19 protein-coding genes are annotated in these 22,098 nt (G+C 68.0%); 12 read left to right on the forward strand and 7 right to left on the reverse strand.

Annotation, left to right across the window (positions count from 1 at the left end; all coding sequences use genetic code 11):
- Nucleotides 1-112: 112 nt before the first annotated feature.
- Entirely contained in the window at nucleotides 113-595 is a 483-nt protein-coding gene (locus tag EV141_RS04960; RefSeq protein WP_130484886.1) for a hypothetical protein, read from the reverse strand.
- Between the two features lie 198 nt (nucleotides 596-793).
- Here EV141_RS04960 and EV141_RS04965 point away from each other — a divergent pair, with 198 nt between their 5' ends.
- The 6 genes from EV141_RS04965 (at nucleotide 794) to EV141_RS04990 (ending at nucleotide 6,713) form a co-directional block, all read left to right on the forward strand.
- Complete coding sequence (locus tag EV141_RS04965) at nucleotides 794-1,276, forward strand: CarD family transcriptional regulator (protein ID WP_130484887.1); 483 nt, start codon at nucleotides 794-796, stop codon at nucleotides 1,274-1,276.
- 35 nt (nucleotides 1,277-1,311) lie between these two features.
- The gene (gene ispF, locus EV141_RS04970; RefSeq protein ID WP_241969074.1) at nucleotides 1,312-2,595 is read left to right on the forward strand and encodes a 2-C-methyl-D-erythritol 2,4-cyclodiphosphate synthase; all 1,284 of its coding nucleotides are present in this window, start codon (nucleotides 1,312-1,314) and stop codon (nucleotides 2,593-2,595) included.
- 9 nt (nucleotides 2,596-2,604) lie between these two features.
- A complete protein-coding gene (gene cysS / locus EV141_RS04975; RefSeq protein ID WP_130484888.1) occupies nucleotides 2,605-4,044 on the forward strand; it encodes a cysteine--tRNA ligase in 1,440 nt (479 codons plus the stop codon).
- Nucleotides 4,037-5,029: a 23S rRNA (guanosine(2251)-2'-O)-methyltransferase RlmB gene (rlmB, locus tag EV141_RS04980; protein WP_130484889.1), complete on the forward strand. Its 993-nt coding sequence runs from the start codon at nucleotides 4,037-4,039 to the stop codon at nucleotides 5,027-5,029. The genes cysS and rlmB overlap by 8 nt, the downstream gene beginning before the upstream one ends.
- Before the next feature lie 86 nt (nucleotides 5,030-5,115).
- Complete coding sequence (locus tag EV141_RS04985; RefSeq protein ID WP_130484890.1) at nucleotides 5,116-6,012, forward strand: cupin domain-containing protein; 897 nt, start codon at nucleotides 5,116-5,118, stop codon at nucleotides 6,010-6,012.
- Nucleotides 6,009-6,713 carry an SDR family NAD(P)-dependent oxidoreductase gene (locus EV141_RS04990; protein ID WP_130484891.1) on the forward strand — a complete coding sequence of 235 codons (705 nt, stop codon included), beginning with the start codon at nucleotides 6,009-6,011 and terminating at the stop codon, nucleotides 6,711-6,713. Before EV141_RS04985 ends, EV141_RS04990 begins: the two co-directional genes overlap by 4 nt.
- On the opposite strand, the gene EV141_RS04995 is transcribed toward EV141_RS04990, so the two are convergent.
- A complete protein-coding gene (locus tag EV141_RS04995) occupies nucleotides 6,706-7,980 on the reverse strand; it encodes an MFS transporter (protein ID WP_130484892.1) in 1,275 nt (424 codons plus the stop codon). The genes EV141_RS04990 and EV141_RS04995 overlap by 8 nt on opposite strands.
- A gap of 125 nt (nucleotides 7,981-8,105) precedes the next feature.
- Between EV141_RS04995 and EV141_RS05000 the strand changes: the two genes are divergently transcribed.
- Nucleotides 8,106-9,548 (forward strand): amidohydrolase family protein, encoded by a 1,443-nt coding sequence (locus EV141_RS05000; RefSeq protein ID WP_130484893.1) that lies wholly within the window; start codon nucleotides 8,106-8,108, stop codon nucleotides 9,546-9,548.
- A gap of 625 nt (nucleotides 9,549-10,173) precedes the next feature.
- Here the strand turns inward: EV141_RS05000 and EV141_RS05005 are convergent.
- The 3 genes from EV141_RS05005 to EV141_RS05015 are packed head-to-tail and all read right to left on the reverse strand — an operon-like array spanning nucleotide 10,174 to nucleotide 13,820.
- Nucleotides 10,174-11,229, reverse strand: a complete 1,056-nt coding sequence (locus EV141_RS05005; protein WP_130484894.1) for an ABC transporter permease — start codon at nucleotides 11,227-11,229, stop codon at nucleotides 10,174-10,176.
- Nucleotides 11,226-12,755, reverse strand: a complete 1,530-nt coding sequence (locus EV141_RS05010) for a sugar ABC transporter ATP-binding protein (protein ID WP_130484895.1) — start codon at nucleotides 12,753-12,755, stop codon at nucleotides 11,226-11,228. The genes EV141_RS05005 and EV141_RS05010 overlap by 4 nt, the downstream gene beginning before the upstream one ends.
- A 3-nt stretch (nucleotides 12,756-12,758) precedes the next feature.
- Nucleotides 12,759-13,820, reverse strand: a complete 1,062-nt coding sequence (locus EV141_RS05015; protein WP_130484896.1) for a sugar ABC transporter substrate-binding protein — start codon at nucleotides 13,818-13,820, stop codon at nucleotides 12,759-12,761.
- A 172-nt stretch (nucleotides 13,821-13,992) separates the two neighbouring features.
- On the opposite strand from EV141_RS05015, the gene EV141_RS05020 reads away from it, so the two are divergent.
- Nucleotides 13,993-15,435: a M24 family metallopeptidase gene (locus EV141_RS05020; RefSeq protein WP_241969076.1), complete on the forward strand. Its 1,443-nt coding sequence runs from the start codon at nucleotides 13,993-13,995 to the stop codon at nucleotides 15,433-15,435.
- 119 nt (nucleotides 15,436-15,554) lie between these two features.
- Nucleotides 15,555-16,292: a helix-turn-helix domain-containing protein gene (locus tag EV141_RS05025; protein ID WP_130484897.1), complete on the forward strand. Its 738-nt coding sequence runs from the start codon at nucleotides 15,555-15,557 to the stop codon at nucleotides 16,290-16,292.
- Here the strand turns inward: EV141_RS05025 and EV141_RS05030 are convergent.
- Nucleotides 16,289-17,365 (reverse strand): NAD(P)-dependent oxidoreductase, encoded by a 1,077-nt coding sequence (locus tag EV141_RS05030; RefSeq protein WP_338418559.1) that lies wholly within the window; start codon nucleotides 17,363-17,365, stop codon nucleotides 16,289-16,291. The two genes, EV141_RS05025 and EV141_RS05030, sit on opposite strands and share 4 nt — an antisense overlap.
- Here EV141_RS05030 and EV141_RS05035 point away from each other — a divergent pair.
- Both EV141_RS05035 and EV141_RS05040 read left to right on the forward strand, forming a co-directional pair.
- Nucleotides 17,262-18,281, forward strand: coding sequence for a LacI family DNA-binding transcriptional regulator (locus EV141_RS05035; protein ID WP_198675508.1), 1,020 nt, complete (start codon nucleotides 17,262-17,264; stop codon nucleotides 18,279-18,281). The two genes, EV141_RS05030 and EV141_RS05035, sit on opposite strands and share 104 nt — an antisense overlap.
- A 77-nt stretch (nucleotides 18,282-18,358) precedes the next feature.
- Complete coding sequence (locus tag EV141_RS05040) at nucleotides 18,359-19,867, forward strand: aldehyde dehydrogenase family protein (protein ID WP_130284411.1); 1,509 nt, start codon at nucleotides 18,359-18,361, stop codon at nucleotides 19,865-19,867.
- Here the strand turns inward: EV141_RS05040 and EV141_RS05045 are convergent.
- Nucleotides 19,864-20,814 carry an ABC transporter substrate-binding protein gene (locus EV141_RS05045; protein ID WP_130484900.1) on the reverse strand — a complete coding sequence of 317 codons (951 nt, stop codon included), beginning with the start codon at nucleotides 20,812-20,814 and terminating at the stop codon, nucleotides 19,864-19,866. The two genes, EV141_RS05040 and EV141_RS05045, sit on opposite strands and share 4 nt — an antisense overlap.
- An 83-nt stretch (nucleotides 20,815-20,897) precedes the next feature.
- Between EV141_RS05045 and EV141_RS05050 the strand changes: the two genes are divergently transcribed.
- Nucleotides 20,898-22,046 carry an MFS transporter gene (locus tag EV141_RS05050; RefSeq protein ID WP_130284417.1) on the forward strand — a complete coding sequence of 383 codons (1,149 nt, stop codon included), beginning with the start codon at nucleotides 20,898-20,900 and terminating at the stop codon, nucleotides 22,044-22,046.
- Nucleotides 22,047-22,098: the final 52 nt, after the last annotated feature.

The following is a 22,098-nucleotide window of genomic DNA, read 5'->3' on the forward strand; positions in this document are numbered from 1 at the left end:
AAGACCTCCGTGGAAACGATCTGAGTGTGGTTACCCACATCGTTCCCGGAGGTCTTCGCTCACCTCAGCCGATCACAACGTGTCGAGGAAGAACACCTAGCGCCCGCGCTACCTACTCGCTGTCGGCGGGGAGGTACAGCTCGTACTCGGGGAGGCTGCCATCGAGGACGGGAACCTCGATCTGGCTGCCCTCGGCACCGCCGTAGGTGAAGAAGAGGGGCACGAGGGCGCCGGGGATGACGTCGGTGCCGCTGATGACGATGGTCTGCTCGTCGTCGGGACCGCCGACCGAGGTGAGTGCGCTGCCGTCGAGGGTGATGGTCTCGTCGCCGCTCGCGCCGTCGAGGTTCCACTTGACCTCGAGGTCGACGGTCTCGGTCGAGTTGTTGGCGACCGTCATTACGAGGTTGAGGTTCTGGCCCTCATCGGTGATGAGCAAGACGTTGCGCACCGACACGTCGTCGATCGTCGTTCCCACGCCGTCGGACGGGTCGTACTCCTTCTGCGTGGCGATGTTCGCCGAGAAGGTGCAGCCGCTCGCGCCGACCATGATCGCCGCTGCGAGGGCGATGGTTGCCGCCATGCGAGTGTTCACGAATTGCCTCCAGTGCCCGTCGTATTCGGCGGTCGCTGGCCGGGCTGAAGCCCGCCTGCGTGGGCGCGACCTCAGCCAGTCTAGCGGGACGGAAGGGTAGTCGTGGTCCGCGCGCGGGGCCGTCACCGACCCGGCCCTGGCCGAGATGCTGAGAAATTCCTGTGGTAGAATAGGAGTTCTGCGGAAGGACCACCACCCATGCAATTCACTGTCGGAGAAACGGTCGTTTACCCGCACCACGGTGCGGCGACCATCACCGAAGTCAAGACCCGAGTCATCAAGGGCGTCGAGAAGACCTACCTGAAGCTGAACGTCACGCAGGGCGACCTCACTATTGAGGTTCCCGCTGACAACGTCGACCTGGTCGGCGTTCGTGACGTTATTGGCCAAGAGGGCCTCGACAAGGTGTTCGAGGTGCTGCGCGCACCGTTCACCGAAGAGCCCACGAACTGGTCGCGTCGTTACAAGGCCAACCTTGAGAAGCTCGCTTCGGGCGATGTCATCAAGGTGTCTGAGGTCGTGCGCGACCTGTGGCGCCGTGACCAAGACCGCGGCCTCAGCGCCGGCGAGAAGCGCATGCTCGCCAAGGCTCGTCAGATCTTGATCTCTGAGCTCGCGCTGGCCGAGAAGACCGACGAAGAGAAGGCGTCGAGCGTGCTCGACGAGGTGCTCGCCTCCTAAGCGAGGCGGCCCCTCTCTGTCGAGACTCGCCCGACGTGAGCACTCCCTCCCGCGATAGCGACGCGTCGCCGGCCCACACCGACGTGCGCCTCGGCATCGTCGTCGTCGCCGCGGGAAGCGGTACCCGCCTGGGCGCCGCCGAGCCGAAGGCATTTGTCGAGCTCGGCGGCGCCACTCTTCTCGAGCACGCCCTAACGGCGATCGCGCGCCTCGATGAGGAGGCGCGCGTTGTCGTCGTGGCCCCGAGCATCCGGGTGGATGCGGCCACCGCGATCGCTGGCCGTGTTCTCGCGCCGGGCTACGGCACCGTCGTGGCGGGCGGGGCCGAGCGGCAAGACTCGGTCGCAGCCGGTATTGCGGCCCTGGCCGCTGCCGACACCGCCGGCGCCCTCGACGTCGTCCTCATCCACGACGCCGCCCGCGCGCTGACCCCGAGCACCGTGTTCGCGCGGGTCGCCGAGCGCGTGCGCGCGAGCGGCGCGGGCGTGGTTCCCGCGCTGCCCATGATCGACACCGTGGCCGAGACCGACGGCGCCGACACCGTCGAGCGCGTCGCCGACCGTTCGCGGCTCGCGGTGCTGCAGACGCCCCAGGGTTTCCCCTTTGCGGCCTATCGCGCCGCGATCGCCGGCGCGTCGACCGGGCACACCGACGACACGAGCGTCTTCGCTGCGGCGGGGCACGACGTCGTCACGGTCACGGGCGACGAGGCGTCGCTCAAGATCACGACCCCGTGGGACCTGCGCCGGGCCGAGCTGATCCTCGCCGAGCGGGGCGGTGCGCCCACCGGCCAGGGGCCCAGCCAGGCGTCCCGCGCGATGCTTGGCCCCGCGGCCGCTCTGCGCACCGGGGTCGGCATCGACGTGCACGCCTACGACGACACCGCCGAGTGTTGGCTCGGGGGCCTCTTCTGGCCGAACGAGCCGGGCCTTGCCGGCCACAGTGACGGCGACGCCGTCAGTCACGCCATCTGCGACGCCCTGCTCTCGGCCGCGGGGCTCGGCGACATCGGCTCGCGCTTCGGCGTTGACGACCCGCGCTTTGCCGACGCCCGCGGCGAGGTGTTCCTCACCGCCACCATCGAGCTACTCGCCGAGGCGGGCTACCGGGTCGAGAACGTCGCCGTGCAGCTGGTCGCCGCGCGCCCCCGCTTCGCGCCCCGCCGTCGTGAGGTCGAGCAGCACCTGACCGCGATTCTCGGCGCCCCCGTGAGCGTCGCCGCCACCACGAGCGACGGGCTCGGCTTCACCGGCCGCGCCGAGGGCGTGACCGCCGTCGCCACGGCACTCGTCTCCCGTACCGAAAAGCCCCGCCGGTAGGCTTGAGCGGTGAGCATCCGCCTGTACGACAGCCTTCAGCAGGCCGTCGTCGACTTCACGCCGCGCGAGCCTGGCCGCGCGAGCATGTACGTCTGCGGACCCACCGTGCAGTCGGCCCCGCACATCGGGCACCTGCGCAGCGCCTTGGTCTACGACCTGTGGCGCCGGTGGCTGGCCGCGCGCGGATACGCCGTCACGTTCATCCGCAACGTCACCGATATTGACGACAAGATCCTCGCGAACGAGACCGACGACGAGCCCTGGTACGCGCTCGCGTACCGCGTCGAGCTGGACTTCACGGCCGCGTATCGCGCGCTCGGAATTCTGCCCCCGACCTACGAACCGCGCGCGACAGCATCCATCGATCGGATGCTCGCCCTCATTCACACGCTCATCGAGCGCGGGCACGCGTACGCGGCCCCCGACGGCTCGGGCGACGTGTACTTCGACGTGCGCAGCTGGCCGAGCTACGGCGCCCTGACCCGACAGTCGCCCGACGACATGGAGGATGCTGCTGACGCCCCGGCGCGCGCCAAGCGTGACCCGCGCGACTTCGCCCTCTGGAAGGGCGCGAAAGAGGGCGAGCCGGCGAGCGCGCACTGGGAGTCGCCGTGGGGCCCCGGTCGCCCGGGCTGGCACATCGAGTGCTCGGCGATGGCGGCGCGCTACCTCGGCGAGGCGTTCGACATTCACGGCGGCGGCCTCGACCTGCGGTTCCCGCACCACGAGAACGAGCTCGCCCAGTCGCGGGCCGCGGGCCACGACTTTGCGACGCACTGGGTGCACAACGGTCTCGTCGCGGTTGGCGGGCAGAAGATGTCGAAGTCGCTCGGCAACTCGGTGTTCGCCGCCGAGCTGCTCGGCGAGCACGACCCGGCCGTGGTTCGGTACTGGCTCGGCTCGGCGCACTACCGCTCGACCATCGACTTCACGCCCGGCTCGCTCGACGAGGCGAAGGCCGCGTTCGAGCGCGTGACGTCGTTCGTCGCACGGGCCGACGCCGCACTCGGTGCCGCCGCTGATGTGGTCGCCGACGCGGGTGACGGCGCGGGCGCCGCCTCGCTCGCCGAGCGGGTTCCCGAGCGATTTGCCGCCGCCCTCGACGACGACCTCGGCGTGCCCCAGGCCCTCGCGGTGCTGCACGACACGGTGCGCGCCGGCAACACCGCCCTCGACGCGGGCGAGCTCGACGCCGCGCGCGACCACCGCGACGCGAGCCGCGCGATGCTGGCGGTGCTGGGCCTCGATGAGGCGGGCGAGCATCCGCAATCGGGCGGAGCGGCCGAGCGCGCGCTCGACGCGCTCGTGAGCGCCCGCATCGCCGAGCGGCGCGCCGCCCGCGCGGAACGCAATTTTGCCGAATCCGACAGGATTCGCGACGAACTTATCGCCGCCGGCATTCTGCTCGACGACACGGCAACCTCGACCGAGTGGAGACTCGATGGCTAAGCACGGACACCCCAGCGCCCGCAAGAGCAAGAAGGGACCCACCGTCGGCTCGGGCGGTCAGGGCCGCCAGAAGCTCGAAGGTCGCGGGCCCACCCCGAAGGCCGAAGACCGCAGCTGGCACCCCGCCGGCAAGCGCAAGGCCGCGAAAGAGCGGCTTGAAGCCGCGAAGACGCGCGGCGGGAAGCGCCCCAACACCTCATCCAGCACGAGCGGTGGCCCGCGCTCGGCGAAGAAGAGCGGCGACACCGAGGTGGTCTCGGGCCGCAACTCGGTGCTCGAGGCACTGCGCGCGCGTATCCCCGCCGTATCCCTGACGATGGCGGTGCGCATCGAGATGGATGACCGGGTCAAGGAGGCGCTCGCCCTCGCGACCAAGCGCGGCATCCCGATTCTCGAGGTCACGCGGCCCGAGATCGACCGGCTCACCGGCGACTCGGTGCACCAGGGCATCGCCCTGAGTGTGCCGCCCTACGAGTACGCGCACCCCGACGACCTGCTCGAGGCTGCCGCGAAGCGCAACGAGCCCGCGCTGATCATCGCGCTCGACGGCATCACCGACCCCCGCAACCTGGGGGCGATCATCCGCTCGACGGCCGCGTTCGGCGGGCACGGCGTCATCGTGCCGCAGCGCCGCAGCGTGGGAGTGACCGCCTCGGCGTGGAAGACCTCGGCCGGCGCCGCCGCCCGCACCCCCGTCGCGATGGCCGCGAACCTGACACAGACGCTCAAGGCGCTGAAGCAGCAGGGGGTCTTCGTGCTCGGCCTCGATGGCGACGGCGACGTCTCGCTGCCGGGCCTCGAGCTCGCCGAGCAGCCGATCGTCATCGTCGTCGGGAGCGAGGGCAAGGGGCTGTCGCGACTCGTGGCCGAAACCTGCGACGCGATCGTGTCGATTCCGATCTCGGAGGCAACCGAGTCGCTGAACGCCGGAATCGCCGCATCCGTCACGCTCTACGAGGTCGCGAGGCGCCGCGCTTCTGCTTGACAAGCGGCCGCTCTGGCTGTTCACTGTGTTCAGCATGGCTGAACAATGGCGACGGTTCTGCGTCGCCCATCGAGTGAGGAAGCTCCATGAGCGCACGCTACGTCGTCCGTCGAGCCGCTGACGCGGACTACCGAGACCCCGGCGCCATCGCCCCCGGCTCGAGCGGCTACACCCGCTGGCTCGGCGTCGGCTACGCCGATGGCGCTGTGCACAGCGACTTCGGTATCTCAAAGCTCGCACCCGGCGGTGAGATTCCCGCGCACGTTCACTCGTTCGAAGAGCAGTTCCACGTGCTCGAGGGTGAGGTCCTCATCGTGACCCCCGAGGCCACCGTGCACCTCGTCGCGGGCGACTACGGCGTCGTGCCGATCGGTGTGCCGCACGCGTGGCGCGCCGTCGGCGACACCGACGCCGTGTGGGCCGACCTCTTCACGCCGCCCGCGCGTGAGAAGTACGGCTTCGACACCTACCGCGTCGCCGATCTGCCCGTCGTCGAGCCCATCACCGTCGACGCCCGCGACCCCCGCACCCGCTCGTTCGGCAACATCCACGAAGAGCACATGAACCCGGGCCGGCAGTCGCAAGAACTGCTCGCCGTCTCGGCCAGCATGCGTACCGCCCTGCTCGTGTACAGCGGTATCTCGCTCAAGATGATGGTCGATTCCGACCTGGGTGCGACCAGCGGGTCGATGTTCATGGTGCAGTACGAGCCGACCGGCAAGGCCGGCCCGCACGACCACCCACTCGAAGAGGTCTATCTGATCCTCGACGGTGAGGTCGACGCGACGTTCGACGGTGACCACTACCGCCTCGTTCCGGGCGACATTGCCTGGGCCGGCGTCGGCTGCGTGCACTCGTTCGAAGCCGTGGGCGCCGAGGTGCGCTGGCTCGAAACCCAGGCCCCGCAGATGCCCGCCCGCCACGCCTACCGGTTCTCGCGTGACTGGGAGTACCTCGCCGACAAGCTCAAGGAGGAGCAATGACCCGCACCATCGCCGTCATCGGAGGAACCTCCGGCATCGGCCTCGAAATCGCGAAGACCGTCGTCGCTCGCGGTGACAACGTCATCCTGACCGGCCGCGACGCCGACCGCACGACCGAGATCGCCGCATCCATTGGTCCGAACGCCACGGGCCTCGCGCTCGACATCTGTGAGCCCGAGACGATCGCCGAGGCGCTGAAGCCCGTCGGGCAGATCCACGGTCTCGTGCTCGCCGCGATCGAGCGCGACGCGAACAGCGTGCGGGATTACAGCATCGCTCGTGCCCGCCGCCTCGTGACGCTGAAGCTGGTGGGCTACACCGAGGTGGTGCACACGCTGCTCGACCGCCTCGAGCCGTCGGTTGATACCGGCATTGTGCTGTTCGGCGGTCGCGCGAAGGATGCGCCCTACCCCGGCTCGACCACGGTCGCGACGATCAACGGCGGCGTCGAGGGACTCACCCACTCGATGGCGCTCGAGCTGGCACCGATCCGGGTAAACGCTCTGCACCCCGGCATCATCGGCGACACCCCGTTCTGGGCAGACATGCCCGAGGGTGTTCTCGAGGCCTATGAGTCGCGCACCCCGGGTGGGAAGCTCGCGACCACGGAGGACATCGTGGACGCGACCATGTTCCTCCTCAACAACCGCGGTGTTTCGGGCATCGGCCTGAACGTCGACCGCGGCTGGCGCCTTACCTAGAGGCCGGACTCTCAGCGGAGGATCCGCCGCGACGGACGCCCAGCATCCCTCGCCGTGCAGCAACGACGGCGAGGGATGCGGCCGTTAACGCCGCAATCAGCGCGAGGGCGGCGACGGCGCGAAAACCGCCAGCCGCATACAGGGGCGCGGCGACCGCGGTCGCCGCCGCGCCGGCGAAGAACGCCGCGGCCATGAACACCGTGTTCGCGCGGCCGTTCTGCGCCGGTTCGACCGAGCCCAAGCCGATCGGTTGCGTCGACACCTGCTCGCTCGACATGCCGACCGAGACCAGCATGAGCCCGAGCGCCGTGAGCGGCAGCACCGTCGGAGCGATGAGGATCAGCGCGGCGCCCGTGACGACGGCGCCCACGCAGATCGCCAGCGCGACCCGCGTGCCGACCCGCGCGTGCAACGGTGCGCCGAGAATCGTGAGCACGCCGCCCGTGAGGCCCGCGAGTCCCAAGAGCGCGGCCGCACCGACGCTGACGCCGAGTTCGTCGACCGCGTACAGCGTTGCCATCGACCAGAGCGTGATGAACGTCATAAAGCAGAGCGCGTGGATCGCCGTCATGAGGCGCAGCGTCGGCGAACTCGCCGCCACGCGCGGGATCGTGCGCAGGATCTGCGCGTAGCGCGGCGGATCGACCGGCTTGCCGGGGGGCGAGGTGGCGAGACTCAGCGGGATCAGTGCGGCGACGACGACCGCGATCACCACGAGGGCTCCGCGCCAGCCGAGCAGGTCGGCGATGCCGCCGAGCGCCGTGCGCACAAGGAAAAGCCCCGAGATGAACGAGCCCAGCAGCACCGCTGCCGTGCGGGCCCGACGGGCGGGGGGAGCAAGCTTCAGGGCGGCGGCGACGAGCAGTTGCCCGATCGTCGCGGTCGCGCCGGCGACGAAACACAGGGCGACGAAGACGGCGTACGCGGGGGAGGCGGCCGCCGCGAGCAGCGCGGCCGCGGTCACGCCGAGCTGCACCGTCACCTGGCTGCGGGCCGAGAAGCGGTCGCCGAGGGAGACGAGCAGCACGATGCCGATCGCGTACCCCGCCTGCACGGCGATCGTGGCGGCGCTCGCCGCGACTCCGGAGACCCCAAACTCGTCCGCGACGAGCGGTTGAATCGGCTGCGGCACGTAGATGATGGCGACGCCGGTGGCGGCAATAACCGCCATGGATGCGACGCGGCGGCCCCAGCCAGCCGCGTCAGAATCGGTGGATGCGCGGGGCGCGTCGTCGCGCATCCCGCCGTTGTCAGCCTGCGTACGCATTCACGGCATCCTTTCGGTCGAGCCGGTCGATGCGACTGGATATATCTCGATCGACCGGAGTAGTATTTCACTCTGGCTGTACACAGACGTACACCTTTAGTGAATTGCTCAACGAGGAGGAACTCATGACCGATGCCGTCGCGCCCCGCGCCGATGACTTCACCCCCGGCCGGCCCGTCGTATTCCGTGGCGCCACGGTGATCACGGTCGACTCCGCAGGCGTGCTCGAAAACGCTGACGTGCTCATCACCGATGACACGATCGCCGGAGTCGGGCACAACCTTGAGGTGCCCGCTGGCACGCTGGAGATCGACGCCAAGGGCGGCATCATCATGCCCGGCATGATCGACACGCACCGCCACATGTGGCAGACCGCCCTGCGCGGCTACGGCGGCGACTGGGCACTCAGCCAGTACTTCGTCTTCTACTACCTGACGTGGGGCCACGTGTTCCGCGCCGAAGACATTGCAGCCGGCAACCAGCTGAGCGCCCTCGAGTCGGTCGACCAGGGTGTCACCACCACGGTCGACTGGTCGCACGCGCTGCGCACGCCCGACTACGCCGACGCCGCTGTCGAGGCGCTGAAGAGCATCCCCGGCCGCTACGTGCTCGCCTACGGCAACTACCTCGGCGCGCCGTGGGAGTGGATGAACGACCCCGGGTTCCAGAACTGGGTCAAGAACTTCACGACCGACGACATGATGGGCCTGCAGGTGGCCTTCGACGTCAACTCGGGCCCCGACTTCCACGAGAAGGCCGCCTTCGAGGCCGCGCGCGAGCTCGGCCTGCGCGTCACCACCCACGCCGGTGTGTGGGGCGTCAACGGCGACCCGAACATCGAGTACATGTACAACAACGGCTTCATGGACGACACCGTGACGTACGTGCACGCGTCGTCGCTCGGCCCGGACAGCTACCACAAGATCGCCGCCACCGGCGGAACGATCTCGATCGCGACCGAGAGCGAGCAGAGCGCCGGCCAGGGCTACCCCTCGGCCTGGGTCGCCAAGAAGTACGGCATCACCGCGTCGCTGTCGATGGACACGAGCGTGTGGTGGAGCGCCGACTTCTTCTCGGCCATGCGCTCGACGCTGTCGTCGTTCCGCTCGCGTGACCACCTCGAGGCCCAGAGCAAGGGCGAGACGGTCAACGTCAACCGCATGAAGGCGGAAGACGCCGTGTGGCAGGCGACCATGGGTGGCGCGCACACCCTCGGCATGGCCGACAAGCTCGGCTCGATCACCGTGGGCAAGAAGGCCGACATCGTTCTGCTGAAGAACGACGAGTCGCCCGCGATGACGCCGATCCTCAACCCGTACGCGCACGTCGTGTACCAGGCCGGCACCGCCGACGTGCACACCGTCGTCGTCAACGGCAAGGTCGTGAAGTACGACGGCGAGCGCATCGGCATGCCGCTGAAGCCCGTCGCTGACCGCGTTGCCGCGTCGGTCGAGCACGTGCGCGGCGAGCTGGGCGAGGACGCCTGGGCCGAGTGGATGAACCCGGCTCTGCCCGAGGACGAGCCCATCGCGAACCCTTACATGTACCTCGACGAGGACGACAAGTAAGGAAGCGACTGACTCACCGCTGCTGACGGCGGGTGGCCTGCGGGCCACCCGCCGTTTCGCTGTACGAACGCATCACGGTTACCCCGGCAAGGCTGCGAGCCGAGCCGGGAATTCCGCGGCTGTCGCACCCCGGGCTGTGGCGGCGCGGGCGCGGATCACGCGAGCTCGCGCCGCGCCGCCGGGCTTTCCTGCCCCGGCGCGCCCCACCCCCCACGTGGCCCGAGCTCATGTCCACGAGGTCAGCACATCCCCGGGACCGGCGGATGCTCGCGGAGGCTTCCGAGGTCGGTGAACGGTCATTCGTGGGGGTCTGCGGGTCGGGAAGGCCCCACGACTGCCCACTCGCGCGCCTCGGGTGCGCCGTGTAGCGGCTCGACCGCCGACGGCGCGCTGTCCGTCTGCCCGACAGCTCCCGGCGACACGCCAGCGTGACCCTGCGCTGGGCGGCGCGTCGACGCATCCTGTCGGTCTGGCGGACACCCGGATGCGGCTTGCTGAAGCATCCCTGCGATGGTTCGCGCGGCAGCCAACTCGGCCCGCACAGACACAAAAACGGGGCCGGCGCACCACCCGCGCCGGCCCCGTCACCTGCTCTGACCCCGTGGACAGACGGGGCCGGATGTCTCTACCTCCTTCGCGTGCGCGACCAGGCGTCGAAGCCGACCGCGACCAGGATGATCACACCGAGCGCGATGCCCTGGAACAGCGGGTCGATGCGCAAGAGCGTGAAGCCGTTGTAGAGCATCGCGATGAAGAGGATGCCCAGCACCGTTCTCCAGACCGCCCCGGCGCCGCCGAGGATCGACGTTCCGCCGACCACGATGCCCGCGAGCACCGTGAAGGTCAGCGTCGTCGCGATGGCGTCGTTCTCGGGCACCGAGGGGGTGCGGGCGAGGTCGATGACGCCGGCGAGCCCGGCCGCCGTGCCCGCGATCGCGAACGTCGCGATGCGCACCACGTTCACGCGGATACCCGCGAGGCGCGCCGCCTCAGCGTTGCCGCCGGCCGCGTACACGTAGCGCCCGAAGGTGGTGCGCCACAGCACCACGCCGAGCACGATGAGCACGATGAAGGCGATCCACGTCGGCAGGCTGACCCCGAGCGGCTTCAGCAGCGCGAGCCACCGGAACTCGGGCACGTCGACGCGGATCTGGCCGACGCCCTCCTTGCCAAACTGCGACACAAGCTTTGTCGCGCCGAGGATGATGAAACTCATGGCGAGCGTCGCGATCAGCGGGTTGATCTTCAGATAAGTACTGATGATGCCGTTGATCAGGCCGATCACGAGACCGGCGAGGATGCCCACGATGATTCCGAGCGCTGCCCCCGTCTCGCCGCCGACGCGCACGATGATCGTGCCGCAGACGACCGCCGTGAACATGTAGGTGGCCCCGACCGAGAGGTCGATGCCGCCGGCGATCAGTACGAGGGTCGCCGCCGCCGCGATGATCAAGATGCCTGACTGGCGGTCGAGCACGTTGCCGATGTTCTGCGCAGACAGAAACGCCGGGCTGCCGATCGACAGCGCCACAAAAACCGCGAGGAACGGCACGACGATCGCGACCGAACGCCACGGAACGCGCCTCAGAAACGCGCGCAGCGCATCCTGTTCGCCTGCGCCGCCCGAGCGGGGCGCGCGGGGCGGCGCCGGCGCGGTCTTCTCAGGGGTCTCGATGCTCATGCTGCGCCTCCGGTGGTGATCGGGTCCGCGAACGCGGCGGTGATGATGTTCTCTTCGGTCATCGCGTCGCCCTCGAGCTCGGCGACGATGCGGCCGCCGCGCACGACCAGCACGCGGTGGGCAAGGCCCAGCACCTCTTCCACGTCGGACGAGATGACGAGCACGCCGATGCCCTGCTCGGCCTGCTGCACGATCAGGTCGTAGATCGCGCGGCGGCTGCCGACGTCGACGCCGCGGGTCGGTTCATCGGCGATGAGCAGCTTGCGCACCTTCTGCAGCGCCCGGCCAAACAGCACCTTCTGCTGGTTGCCGCCCGACAGGGCCGACACGTCGCGTCGGTCGTCGCCGGCGACCGTGACGCGGTCGAGCAGTCCGCGCGAGGCACGGCGCTCGTCGCCGGTGCGAACCCAGCCGCCCGAGGCGATCTGCCCCATGTTCGACAGCGTCACGTTGTCGCGAATGGGGCGCCCGAGCACGAGGCCCTGCTCCTTCCGCGATTCGGAGATGAGGAAGATGCCCTTCTTCAGCGTGCGCGGAATGTCCGCCGGGCAGTTCGCACCGTCGATCGCGACGATTCCGGATGCGCGGGGCACCGACCCATAGATCGCGTGCGCGATTTCGCTGCGTCCGGCTCCGACGAGGCCGGCGAGGCCGACGATCTCGCCGGCCTTCACACTCAGCGAGACCCCGTTGACGCCGGGTGCGACGAGGTCGCTGACACGCAGCACTTCGGGCGCGTCGTCGGCGACGACGGGCTTGTCGGGGAAGATCGAGCTGAGGGTGCGGCCGAGCATGCCCTCGATGAGTGTCGCCTCGGTCTCGTCGGCGGCGGGAGCGGTGCGAATGTGCCGGCCGTCGCGCAAGATCGTCACCGTGTCGGCGAGTGCGAGCACTTCGCCGAGGAAGTGCGAGATGAGCAGCACGGTGCGTCCGGAGGCGGCGAGCTGGCGCACGACGTCGTGCAGCAACTCGGCGTCGTGGCGGGCGAGTGCCGCGGTGGGCTCGTCCATGATGATGAGGGACGCGCCGCGCGCGAGCGCCCGCAAGATTTCGACCTTCTGCTGGTCGGCCGTGCGCATGCCGCCGACAACCTGGTCGGGGTCGAGGTCGAAGCCCGATCGCGCGGCCACCTCGAGAAATTCGCGCTTGAGCTTCTTGCGGTCGATCCAGCCGGCGGTGCGCGGCTCGCGACCAAGGAAGACGTTCTCGGCGACGGTCAGTTCGGGCACGAGCGCGAGCTCTTGCGCAATCGTCGCGATGCCGCGGTCGAGCGCTTCGCGCGGCGAGGTGAAGTGTTCCCTCTCACCGTCGACGACGAGTTGCCCGCGGTCGGCCGTGTACAGCCCCGAGATGATCTTCGACAGCGTCGACTTGCCGGCGCCGTTCTCGCCGACGAGGGCGTGCACACTGCCGGGCTCGAGCACGAGGTCGATGTCACGCAGCACCGGGGTGCCGCCGAAGGATTTACCGACACCCCGCAGCTCCACTCGGAGCTGCGGGGTGTCAGCGATTGCCGTGTGAGGCATGAACTATCCGACCCACTCGCCGGTGAACTGGTCGGCCGTGTCGCGGGTCATGACGCCGTTGTTCGGGAAGTCCGCGAACGGGTCAATGTCGCCCTGGTTGTTGCCGTTGCGCAGCGCGTCGACCATGGCCTCCATGGCGAGACGGCCCTCGGTGGCCGGAGCCTGCACCACGTTCGAGTACACGACGCCCTCCGAGACGCGCTCCTTGCCCCAGGCCGATCCGCCGTAGCCGATCATGAGGAACTCGTCGAGCCCGCGGCCCGCCGCTTCGATGGCCTGCACCGCGCCCTGCAGACCCTGGTCTGAGGTGGCGATGAGGTCGATGTCGGCGTTGGCGGTCAGGATGTCCGCAACAGCCGTCTGCGCGGCGGCCGGGTTGTAGAAGGTCTCGCCCTCCGCAACGATCTGCACCGGGGTGCCCTCGACGACGGCGTTGAACGCGTCGTAGAGTGCGACACCGATCGCCGAGGCCTTCACGTCGTGCAGGAACGCGACGTTGCAGGGGTCGAGGTCTTGCGAGGCGCAGGCCTCAACGGCCTGCTCGCCGAACTTCGTACCGATCTCGCTCGGAACGAAGACGACGTTCGCGGCGAGCCCCTCGACCTGGGTGGCGCCGGTCGTGAAGTCGTCGCCGAGAATCTGGTCAACGTTGACGACCGTGAGGCCGGCGTCGATGGCCTGGCGGGTGATGTCGACGAGTGCCGGGCCGAAGACCGGCTGCGTGATGAGCCCGTCGTACTGGCCGGAGGCGATGACGTCTTGAACGAGCGTCACCTGGAGGTTGGGGTCGAGGTTGCCGTCGAAGACGGTGATCTCGATGTTGTTCTCGGCGGCGACGCGCTCGATCTCGGCGAGCATGGGCTCGTCGTAGGTGTTGGCGACGGCGAAGGAGATGAAGGCGACCTGCAGGGTCTCTTCCGTGGGGGCCGGAGCGGCGGAGTCGTCGTCGCTCGGTGCGGGAGCTTCGCCCGCGTCTGCGGCGCACGCGCCGAGGGTGAGTGCCGTGGCTGCGGCGAGCGCGATGAGCGACAGGCGGCTCTTTCGCGCGAGGGGTGAACGCCTCATTGATTTCTCCTTTGAAATCGTGCGACCCGGTGGTCATCGTCGACCGTCGGGATACTGCTATTCAGCCAGACTGTACAACTGTGTTCGTTGACAGTAAAGACTCACGCGGAAAATCTTTCCTCACGGTCTATCCGGGGGATTGATGACAAACCTGGGCGAACAGTGTTTATCTATGGTAAACAAGACGCGTCAGCACGACCCGCGCCACGCGCATCCACTTCTGGAGGACTCGATGAAGAGCACCGGCACCACAGGCATGAATGCCGTCGACTGGGAGGCGCGGGTCGACTTCGACCGTCTGCGCACCGAGCGACTCATGCGGCTGAAGGCGCAGCTCGATCAGTCTGACGTGGGCGCGGTGCTCGCCTTCGACTTCTCGAACATTCGGTACATGTCGGCCACCCACATCGGTACGTGGGCGATGGACAAGCTCATTCGCTTCGCCCTGCTGACCCGCAAGACCGACCCCATCGTCTGGGACTTCGGCTCGGCCGCGAAGCACCACTCGCTCTACAACCCGTGGCTCGACCACACCCACTCGGAGGCTGACGCCGACCCGCACGCGCCCCACCACGGTGCGACGCGGCCGCGGCTCGAGTCGGGTTCGCGCGCCGGTATCTCGACCCTGCGCGGGGCCTTCCCGCCCGACGCGGGCATCGCCCAGGAGGTCGCGCGCAAGGTGAAGCGCGAGCTGGAGAAGTTCGGGCTCGCCAACGAGCCGCTCGGCGTCGACGTCATCGAGCTGCCCATCCTGTTCGCGCTGCAGGCCGAGGGTATTCAGGTCGTTGACGGCCAGCAGATCTTCCTTGAGGCCCGTCGCATCAAGACGCACGACGAGATTCGCCTGCTCACCACGGCCGCATCGATGGTCGACGCCGCCTACGAAAACCTCTACGAGTTCTTGCGGCCCGGCGTGCGCGAGAACGAGACCGTCGGCCTCGTCGCCAAAACCCTCTACGACCTCGGCTCGGAGTACGTCGAGGGTGTCAACGCGATTTCAGGCGAGCGCTGCTCGCCGCACCCGCACGTTTTCAGCGACCGACTCATTCGCCCGGGTGACCCCGCGTTCTTCGACATCCTGCACAGCTACAACGGCTACCGCACCTGCTACTACCGCACCTTCGCGGTCGGCTCGGCGAGCCAGGCACAGAAAGATGCCTATACGCGGGCCCGCGAATACATGGACCGCGCCATCGCCCTCGTGAAGCCGGGCGCCACCACCGCCGACGTCGTCGCGGTGTGGCCGAAGGCCGAAGAGTTCGGCTTCCCGAACGAGGAGGCGGCATTCGCCTTGCAGTACGGCCACGGTGTGGGCCTGTCGATCTGGGAGAAGCCGATCTTCTCGCGTCTGACCTCGTTCGACCACCCCGAGGTGCTCGAAGAGGGCATGGTGTTCGCGCTCGAGACCTACTGGCCGGCCGCCGACGGCTGGGGTGCTGCCCGCATCGAGGAGGAGGTCGTCGTCACGAAGGACGGCTGCGAAGTCATCACCAAGTTCCCCGCGGAGGAGCTGCTGGTCGCCGGCAAGCGGTACTACTCGGTGGGCGGCGAACTCTCGACGCTGCGTGACAGCCAGTCGCACCTCAACACCTTCGACGGCCGCGGCGGCCGCTGAGGCTCATGGCCTCCGCAGAACACCGGTCGCGATTAGCATGTATGCACACATGAGCGTTCAGCAGAGCTGCTCACCATCAAGGCGTCGGTAAGTCCGACGAGACCGGGAGAGGTGCAACGGTGCAGTTCGACCTGGGTTCTGAACTTCGTAAGGTTCGTGAGGCACGCAAACTGAGCTTGCGTGCCGTGGCGAGCGCCGTGGGTGTGTCGGCAAGCCTGCTTTCGCAGGTAGAGACGGGAAAGACGCAGCCGTCCGTCTCGACGCTGTACGCGCTGGTCAACTTTCTCGGCATCTCGCTCGACAGCCTGATGGGGCACCCGCCGGCGCAGGCGCAGCCCCTGGGGTTCAGCTCGGTCGATGACGCCCCGCCCCGCGACCCGTCGCGCACGAGTGACACGGTCGTGCAGCGACGCGAAGACAACCCCGTCATCGAGATGGAAAACGGCGTGACCTGGGAACGCCTCTCGGTGGGGGAGTCGGCCATCGCCGATCCGCTGATCGTGACCTACGCCCCGCAAGGCTCGTCGTCGGTCGAGGGAAAGATGATGCGGCACGCGGCGCTCGAGTACGGCGTGCTGCTCGAGGGGCGGTTGACGCTGCGCATTGAGTTCGATCGCTACGAGCTTGAGCCGGGCGACTCGTTCTGCTTCGACGCGATCCGCCCCCACATGTACGTCAACGAGGGCGATGTTCCCGCGCGCGGCATCTGGTTCGTCATTGCCCGCAAAGACGTGACGGTCGAGTCGCTCGACGAGCTCGACCACGACCACGGTCACGCCGCCGAGGTGGCGAGCCGCGGCCCGGCCTCGGCGGTCGACGTGCTGCAGGCGATGCGCGGTCTGCCGCGCGACCGCTAGCGGCGGCGGGTCACCTCGGCGACGGCCGACCAGTCGAGCTCGGCGAGCTCGGGGTCGGCGAGCGCGCGCTCGAAGCGGTCGCGCAAGATCGGCGCCGTCGGCAGCTCGACCGACTGCTCGGCCGCCAGCTCTTCGGCGAGCCCCAGGTCTTTGAGGCCGAGCGGCATGCGGAACCCGGGAGGGCTGTACCGGCGCTCGGCGATCATCGAGCCGTAACCCGCATAGACAGCGCCGCCGAACAGGCTGTTCGACATCAGCTCGATGAAGTCACTCGCGTCAACGCCGTGGGCCTCGACGAGGGTGATCGATTCGGCCATCGCCTGCAGCGCGTGCAGGATCGTGAAGTTCATCGCGACCTTGACCGCGTTCGCCTGGCGCGGGGTGTCGCCGAAGCGCCACTGCTTGACCCCGCAGTGCGCGAGGTACGGGGCGACGGCGTCGCAGTGCTCGGGAGCACCCGCGACGAGCAGGTTCAGCTTGCCTTCCGCAGCGACGTTCGGGCGGCCGAGCACGGGGCACGACACGTATCCGACGCCCGCGCTCTCAGCGACGGCCTGGATGCGGTCGGCGGCCGCCGCGCTGATCGACGCCATGTTGACGTGGATACGCCCCTCGACTCCGCCTGCCAGGTTCGTCTCCGACAGAACGGCTTCCGCGGCCGCGTCGTCGGCGAGCATCGAAAACGAGATCTGTGCCGCGAGCGCCTCGCGCGCATCCGTCGCCCGTCGCGCGCCCGCGGCGACGAGCTCGTCCGCCGCCTCGGGGCTGCGGTTCCAGACAACGACGTCGTAGCCAGCGGCCACGAGTCGGCCGGCAATCGCTTGGCCCATGTTGCCGAGGCCCAAGAATCCGACGGTGTGTTCACGATGAGTCGTCATGGTGTTCATTCTCGCTGAACGAAAGTGAATATGCCAACGCTTTTGCGCCCATCCACTGCGTATCGGTTGCTGTCGCCCGTAGGCTGGCATCGTGAATAGGAGAGTCACGATCGCCGACGTCGCCGCACAGGCGGGGGTCCACAAGGCGACCGTGTCTCGCGCGCTCAACGAGGCAACGCGCGACCAGGTGAACATCGAGACTCTGCGGCGAGTGCAAAAGGCTGCCAAGTTGCTTGGCTATGTGCCCAATGCGATGGCGAGGAGCCTGCGGACAAGCCAATCAATGACCGTGGGCGTGATCATCCCGGATCTGACGAATCCCATCTTCCCGCCGGTCATTCGTGGCATTGAAAATTACCTTTCGCCGCGCGGCTACACCGCCCTGTTGGCGAACACCGACAGTCGGGATGCCCTGGAGCAGTCCGCCGTGCACTCCCTCTCAGAACGCCAGGTCGACGGATTCATCATCGCGACCGGGCTTGAGGACCACCCGCTCATTCCCAGCATGTTTGAACGCAACATCCCCGCCGTGATGGTGAACCGCGGGTCGGGATCGATTCCGTACCCCCTGGTGACGGGAAACGACGCTGCCGGCATCACCGCCGCCATCGAGCACCTCCTGGCTCTTGGGCACCGAGAAGTGGTCCACCTCGCAGGGCCATCGAACTACTCCACGTCGAGGGTTCGTAAGGAGAGCTTTACGACAGCCTGTGCTGATGCGGGCCTCACCGGCGTTGTCGTCGATGTCCCCTCGTTGACGGCGGAAGATGGCAAACGAGCCGTCGACGACCTGCTGTCTCGTCGCCGCACGTTCACCGCGATTCAAGCGAGCAACGACCTCTTGGCGCTGGGTGCGCTGCGGTCGCTGCGTGCTCACGGACTCGGATGCCCGACGGATGTGTCCGTCATCGGCTTCAACGACATGCCGTTCGCTGAGGAGTTCAGCCCCGGGCTCACAACCGTGCACGTGCCGCTGCAGATGATCGGAACCGAGTCGGCCCGCATACTTCTCGACACGATCGAAACCGGTCACATCCGACCGATCGCCGTCATGCTCCCGGTCTCGCTGGTCATCCGCGGCTCATCGGGCCCTGCCGCGGCGGTGCGCTGACGCCACCCCTGGCAGGAGCGCAATCCGTGCGATATGCTCCCGAAGTTCGCAACCGATTGCAGAAAAGGAGGCTGACGATGACGTCAACCCCTCGCCCCGTCAACCCGGGAACCCACCGTGACCCCTGGGGCCCGTTCATCGACGGCGCCTGGACTCCCACCGAGAGTCTCGAGCTCTTCGACGTGAGCGAGCCGGCCCTCGGGACCCGTCTTGCGCGCGTTGCCGCCGCCGATGAGGCCGCCGTCGATGCGGCGGTTCGCTCGGCGCGACTGGCGTACGAGAACGTGTGGAGTGTCATGCCGCCGCGCGAACGCGGCGCGCTCATGCGCGAAGTGGCGGCCGTCATTCGTCGCAATGCCGACGAGCTGGCCGAACTCGAGGCACGCGAAGTCGGAAAGCCGCGGCGGGATGCCGGGCGGTTCGATATCTCGTTCAGCCACGCGTCGTTCGACTACTTTGCGGGGCTGGCCGACAGCATCCACGGCGAGATCCTCGATCAGGGACCGATCGAGGCGCGGATCCTGTACGAGCCCTACGGGGTGGTGGCCGCGATCCTCCCGTTCAACTGGCCACCGATCCATTTCGCAAAGAAGTCGGCCCCGGCGCTGGCGGCCGGCAACACCGTCGTCATCAAGCCCGGAGAGCAGGCCCCCCTGACGGTGATGCGGTTGGTGGAGCTTGCGAACACCGTTCTTCCGCCTGGCGTGATCAACGGTGTGACGGGGATAAGCGCGGGTGCTGCCCTCGCGGGTCACCCCCTCGTCGAGCGCATCACCTTCACCGGCGCGACCGCAACGGGGCGGAAAGTGCTGCAGTCCGCGGCCCAAAACCTCACCTTCGCGACCATGGAGCTGGGGGGCAAAAACGCGCTGTACGTGCGCAGCGATGCCGACCTCGCCCAGGCCGTCGATGTCGCCATCGAGGGAATGTTCTACAACCAGGGGGAGGCGTGCACGTCGACGGCGCGCATCCTGGTTCACGAGAGCGTCTTCGACGAGTTTGCCGAGTCTTTCACCGCGGCAGCGCTGGCACTGAAAGTCGGCGACCCCCTGGAGCCCACCACCGACATCGGCCCCATGGTCGATGAGCGGCAGCAGCAGCGCGTGTTGGCGTACCTCGACACCGCCCTCGCGGAGGGAGCGACGATTCGGGGGCAGGGGGCGATTCCCTCTGATCCCCATCTGGCGGCGGGTTTCTGGGTGGCGCCCACCGTGCTGGAGGGCGTGGAGCCCGGTCACACCGTTGGCCAGGAGGAGATCTTCGGACCGATCGCATTGCTGATGCGCGTCCGCGACGACGATCACGCGGTCGAGGTTGCTAACGGCACCGAATACGGTCTCACGGCGGCGATCTGCTCTCGCGACGAGGCGACCGCTTGGCAGCTTGCGCGTCGCCTGAACGCGGGCATGGTGTTCGTGAACAACTACATGCGACGCGCCTTCTTGGGGTCGCCGTTCGGAGGCGTCAAGGGCAGCGGCTTTGGTCGCGAAAACGCGGCCGAGACGATCCGCGAATTCGTGCGCGCCAAGAACGTGCGCTTCCGCTCCGGCCGCGGGGTCGTGCCGGTGTGGCCCCCCGTCGACTAGGTCGTCGGCGGGTGGTCCGGAGGTGAGGCGAGAAGCTCCGTCCACCCGGCACGCAACATGGACGTGACCATCGAGGGTGCGTAGCGTTCGCGGAGGGAGATGATGGTCTCCATCGAGCCGCTGTCGATCGTGCCCCCGCGAATCAGGCCGTGGTTGTCGTCCCGCAGGATTTCTGCGTGGCGACGGGCTTCCTCGTCGGTGAGCCCGAGCACTCCGCTGGCCGAATCGACCACGAGGTCGGTCACGTCGCCCGAGACGATTCTCTCGGTAGTCTCCAGCAGAACGGTGCGCAGAGCGACGACTGCTTCGTCGCGCTCGACCTCGTCGACCTGCGGCCGTGTCTCGTCCTCTGCGCGCGCCGAGGGCTCGACTCGCGCCAAGACCGTTCCGATGTACGGGCCGACATCGGTAGACGACGCGAGAAAGACGCACCCGCGGCTGTGAGCGACCAGCTCGTTGCCCGCGTTGAGGATAGTGATGTCGCAGTCTCCGGCCGCGAGCGCCACGGCCCGTCGCGGTGTCGATCCGAGCGTGACAATCTCGATGTCGTCTCGCGCGATCCCGAGCTGTTCGAGCAGTGCGTACGCCAGCAGAGCGAACCCCGAGGTCGCTGCGTCCACTCCGACACGGGGACGGCGCCGATGGATAGCCCTGTCGTCGTGCGCGCAGAGCGTCAGCCCCAGCCCCCGATCAATGCCGGCGACAATCTCCACGGCCAGTGTCGTCGCGAGTGGGTTGGTCGAATCGAAGTGATAGGCCAGGGTGTTGTCGGGATTCGTCAGGATGGCGTCGAATTCGCCGGAGAACGCTCGCCGGAATTGATCCGGCGACGAGCTTACGGGGTGTTCGCGTACGTCCAACCCGGCAGCGGCGAAAGCTCCTATCCGTCGAGCCACATCAAAAAGCACCGGGCGCGTGAATACGCCAACATCCAGTCGGGTGGTCATGGTCAGCTCCCTCGCTGAGGCAAGAATGGCTACGCTTACTGCAACCGATTGTAGATCCCCGTGAGAATCGAGTCCGCGTGTCCATGGCGTCCCGGTCTACCCAGTTGCTCATCGCACTGGCCTTCCTCACGTTCTTCGACCGGGCACTGTTGCCACCGTTGTTGCCCGTCATCGCACGAGACCTCGGAGCCAGCGTCGACAGCATCGGCGATGCGTTGGTGGGGTACACCATCGCGTATGCGGCCGCGCAGTTGCTCTGGAGTGTCATCTCGATCCGCGTGGGGCGCGTGCGCGTGCTCGCCATTTCGACCGGACTCGCCGTGGTGGGCATTGTCATCTCGGCGCTCGCAGTGACCCCAGCAATGCTCGTGATCGGCCGGGTCGTGGCGGGAGCAGCCCTCGGAGCGACGGTGCCCGCCGTCCTCACGTACTTCGGCGACACCCTGACGCTGAAGCCGCGGGCGGTAGCTGCCGCGAACCTCGCGGCTGGCCTGTCGCTCGGTATGACCGTTGGAACCGTTGTTGCATCCGTCCTCGGTTCCTGGCTCGACTGGCGGTGGGCTTTCGCGCTCGCGGGCGTGCTGGGCATCGTGTTCACGGTGCTGCTCATTCGACTTCCGGAGCCGCCGGCGGCCCCGTCCCCAGCCTTCTTCGCCTCACTTCGCGTTCTGGCTCGCAAACCGTGGGTTCTCGGTATTCTCGCGCTCACGGCGCTGGAGGGAGCTCTGCTCGTCGGCGTGCTGGCGTTCTTGCCCACCGCGTTGGTGGAGGACGGCGCACCCGTGATCGTTGCGGGTGTCGCCACCAGTGTCTTCGGGCTGGCTGTCATCGCCTGCAGTCAACTGCTCAAGCCGATCTTGCGTCGCTGGAATCCCGCCCGAATCCTGTTGATAGGCGGCCTGTCCACCGCAATCGGCTATGCGCTCGTCGCCATCCTGTTGGAGTTCTGGACCGTGTCGATCGCCGCGGTGCTCCTGGGTCTCGGTTGGGCGTTCGCCCACACCCAAATGCAGACCTGGATGACTGACGCGGCGGCCGCTGCGCGACCCGTGGGGATGTCACTGTTCGCGGTCGCGTTGTTTGGTGGTGGCTCGCTGGGTGCCGCTGTGGGGAACGCGGCAGTGCCGGGCGGCCAGTTTCTTCTGCTCTTTGCGATTTCAGCGTTCGCCGCCGCGGCCTTCGCGGTCGGTTCCGCGGTTGCCCGCAACCGATACACACCGAGCGAGCAGTAATGCTCGCCCAATGGCGATACGGGTCATCGTTGTCACTTGACATTCCGGCCTG

It is taken from the genome of Microcella putealis (genome assembly GCF_004216575.1).
Lineage (GTDB): Bacteria > Actinomycetota > Actinomycetes > Actinomycetales > Microbacteriaceae > Microcella > Microcella putealis.

Excerpts from the sequence above, each read along its gene's own strand:
- EV141_RS04965 (WP_130484887.1), top strand. The coding sequence starts at position 794 with ATGCAATTCACTGTCGGAGAAACGGTCGTTTACCCGCACCACGGTGCG.
- rlmB (WP_130484889.1), top strand. The coding sequence starts at position 4,037 with ATGGCTAAGCACGGACACCCCAGCGCCCGCAAGAGCAAGAAGGGACCC.
- EV141_RS04985 (WP_130484890.1), top strand. The coding sequence starts at position 5,116 with ATGAGCGCACGCTACGTCGTCCGTCGAGCCGCTGACGCGGACTACCGA.
- EV141_RS04990 (WP_130484891.1), top strand. The coding sequence starts at position 6,009 with ATGACCCGCACCATCGCCGTCATCGGAGGAACCTCCGGCATCGGCCTC.
- EV141_RS04995 (WP_130484892.1), bottom strand. The coding sequence starts at position 7,980 with ATGCGTACGCAGGCTGACAACGGCGGGATGCGCGACGACGCGCCCCGC.
- EV141_RS05000 (WP_130484893.1), top strand. The coding sequence starts at position 8,106 with ATGACCGATGCCGTCGCGCCCCGCGCCGATGACTTCACCCCCGGCCGG.
- EV141_RS05005 (WP_130484894.1), bottom strand. The coding sequence starts at position 11,229 with ATGAGCATCGAGACCCCTGAGAAGACCGCGCCGGCGCCGCCCCGCGCG.
- EV141_RS05010 (WP_130484895.1), bottom strand. The coding sequence starts at position 12,755 with ATGCCTCACACGGCAATCGCTGACACCCCGCAGCTCCGAGTGGAGCTG.
- EV141_RS05015 (WP_130484896.1), bottom strand. The coding sequence starts at position 13,820 with ATGAGGCGTTCACCCCTCGCGCGAAAGAGCCGCCTGTCGCTCATCGCG.
- EV141_RS05020 (WP_241969076.1), top strand. The coding sequence starts at position 13,993 with ATGGTAAACAAGACGCGTCAGCACGACCCGCGCCACGCGCATCCACTT.
- EV141_RS05030 (WP_338418559.1), bottom strand. The coding sequence starts at position 17,365 with ATGTTCACCTGGTCGCGCGTTGCCTCGTTGAGCGCGCGAGACACGGTC.
- EV141_RS05040 (WP_130284411.1), top strand. The coding sequence starts at position 18,359 with ATGACGTCAACCCCTCGCCCCGTCAACCCGGGAACCCACCGTGACCCC.
- EV141_RS05045 (WP_130484900.1), bottom strand. The coding sequence starts at position 20,814 with ATGACCACCCGACTGGATGTTGGCGTATTCACGCGCCCGGTGCTTTTT.
- EV141_RS05050 (WP_130284417.1), top strand. The coding sequence starts at position 20,898 with ATGGCGTCCCGGTCTACCCAGTTGCTCATCGCACTGGCCTTCCTCACG.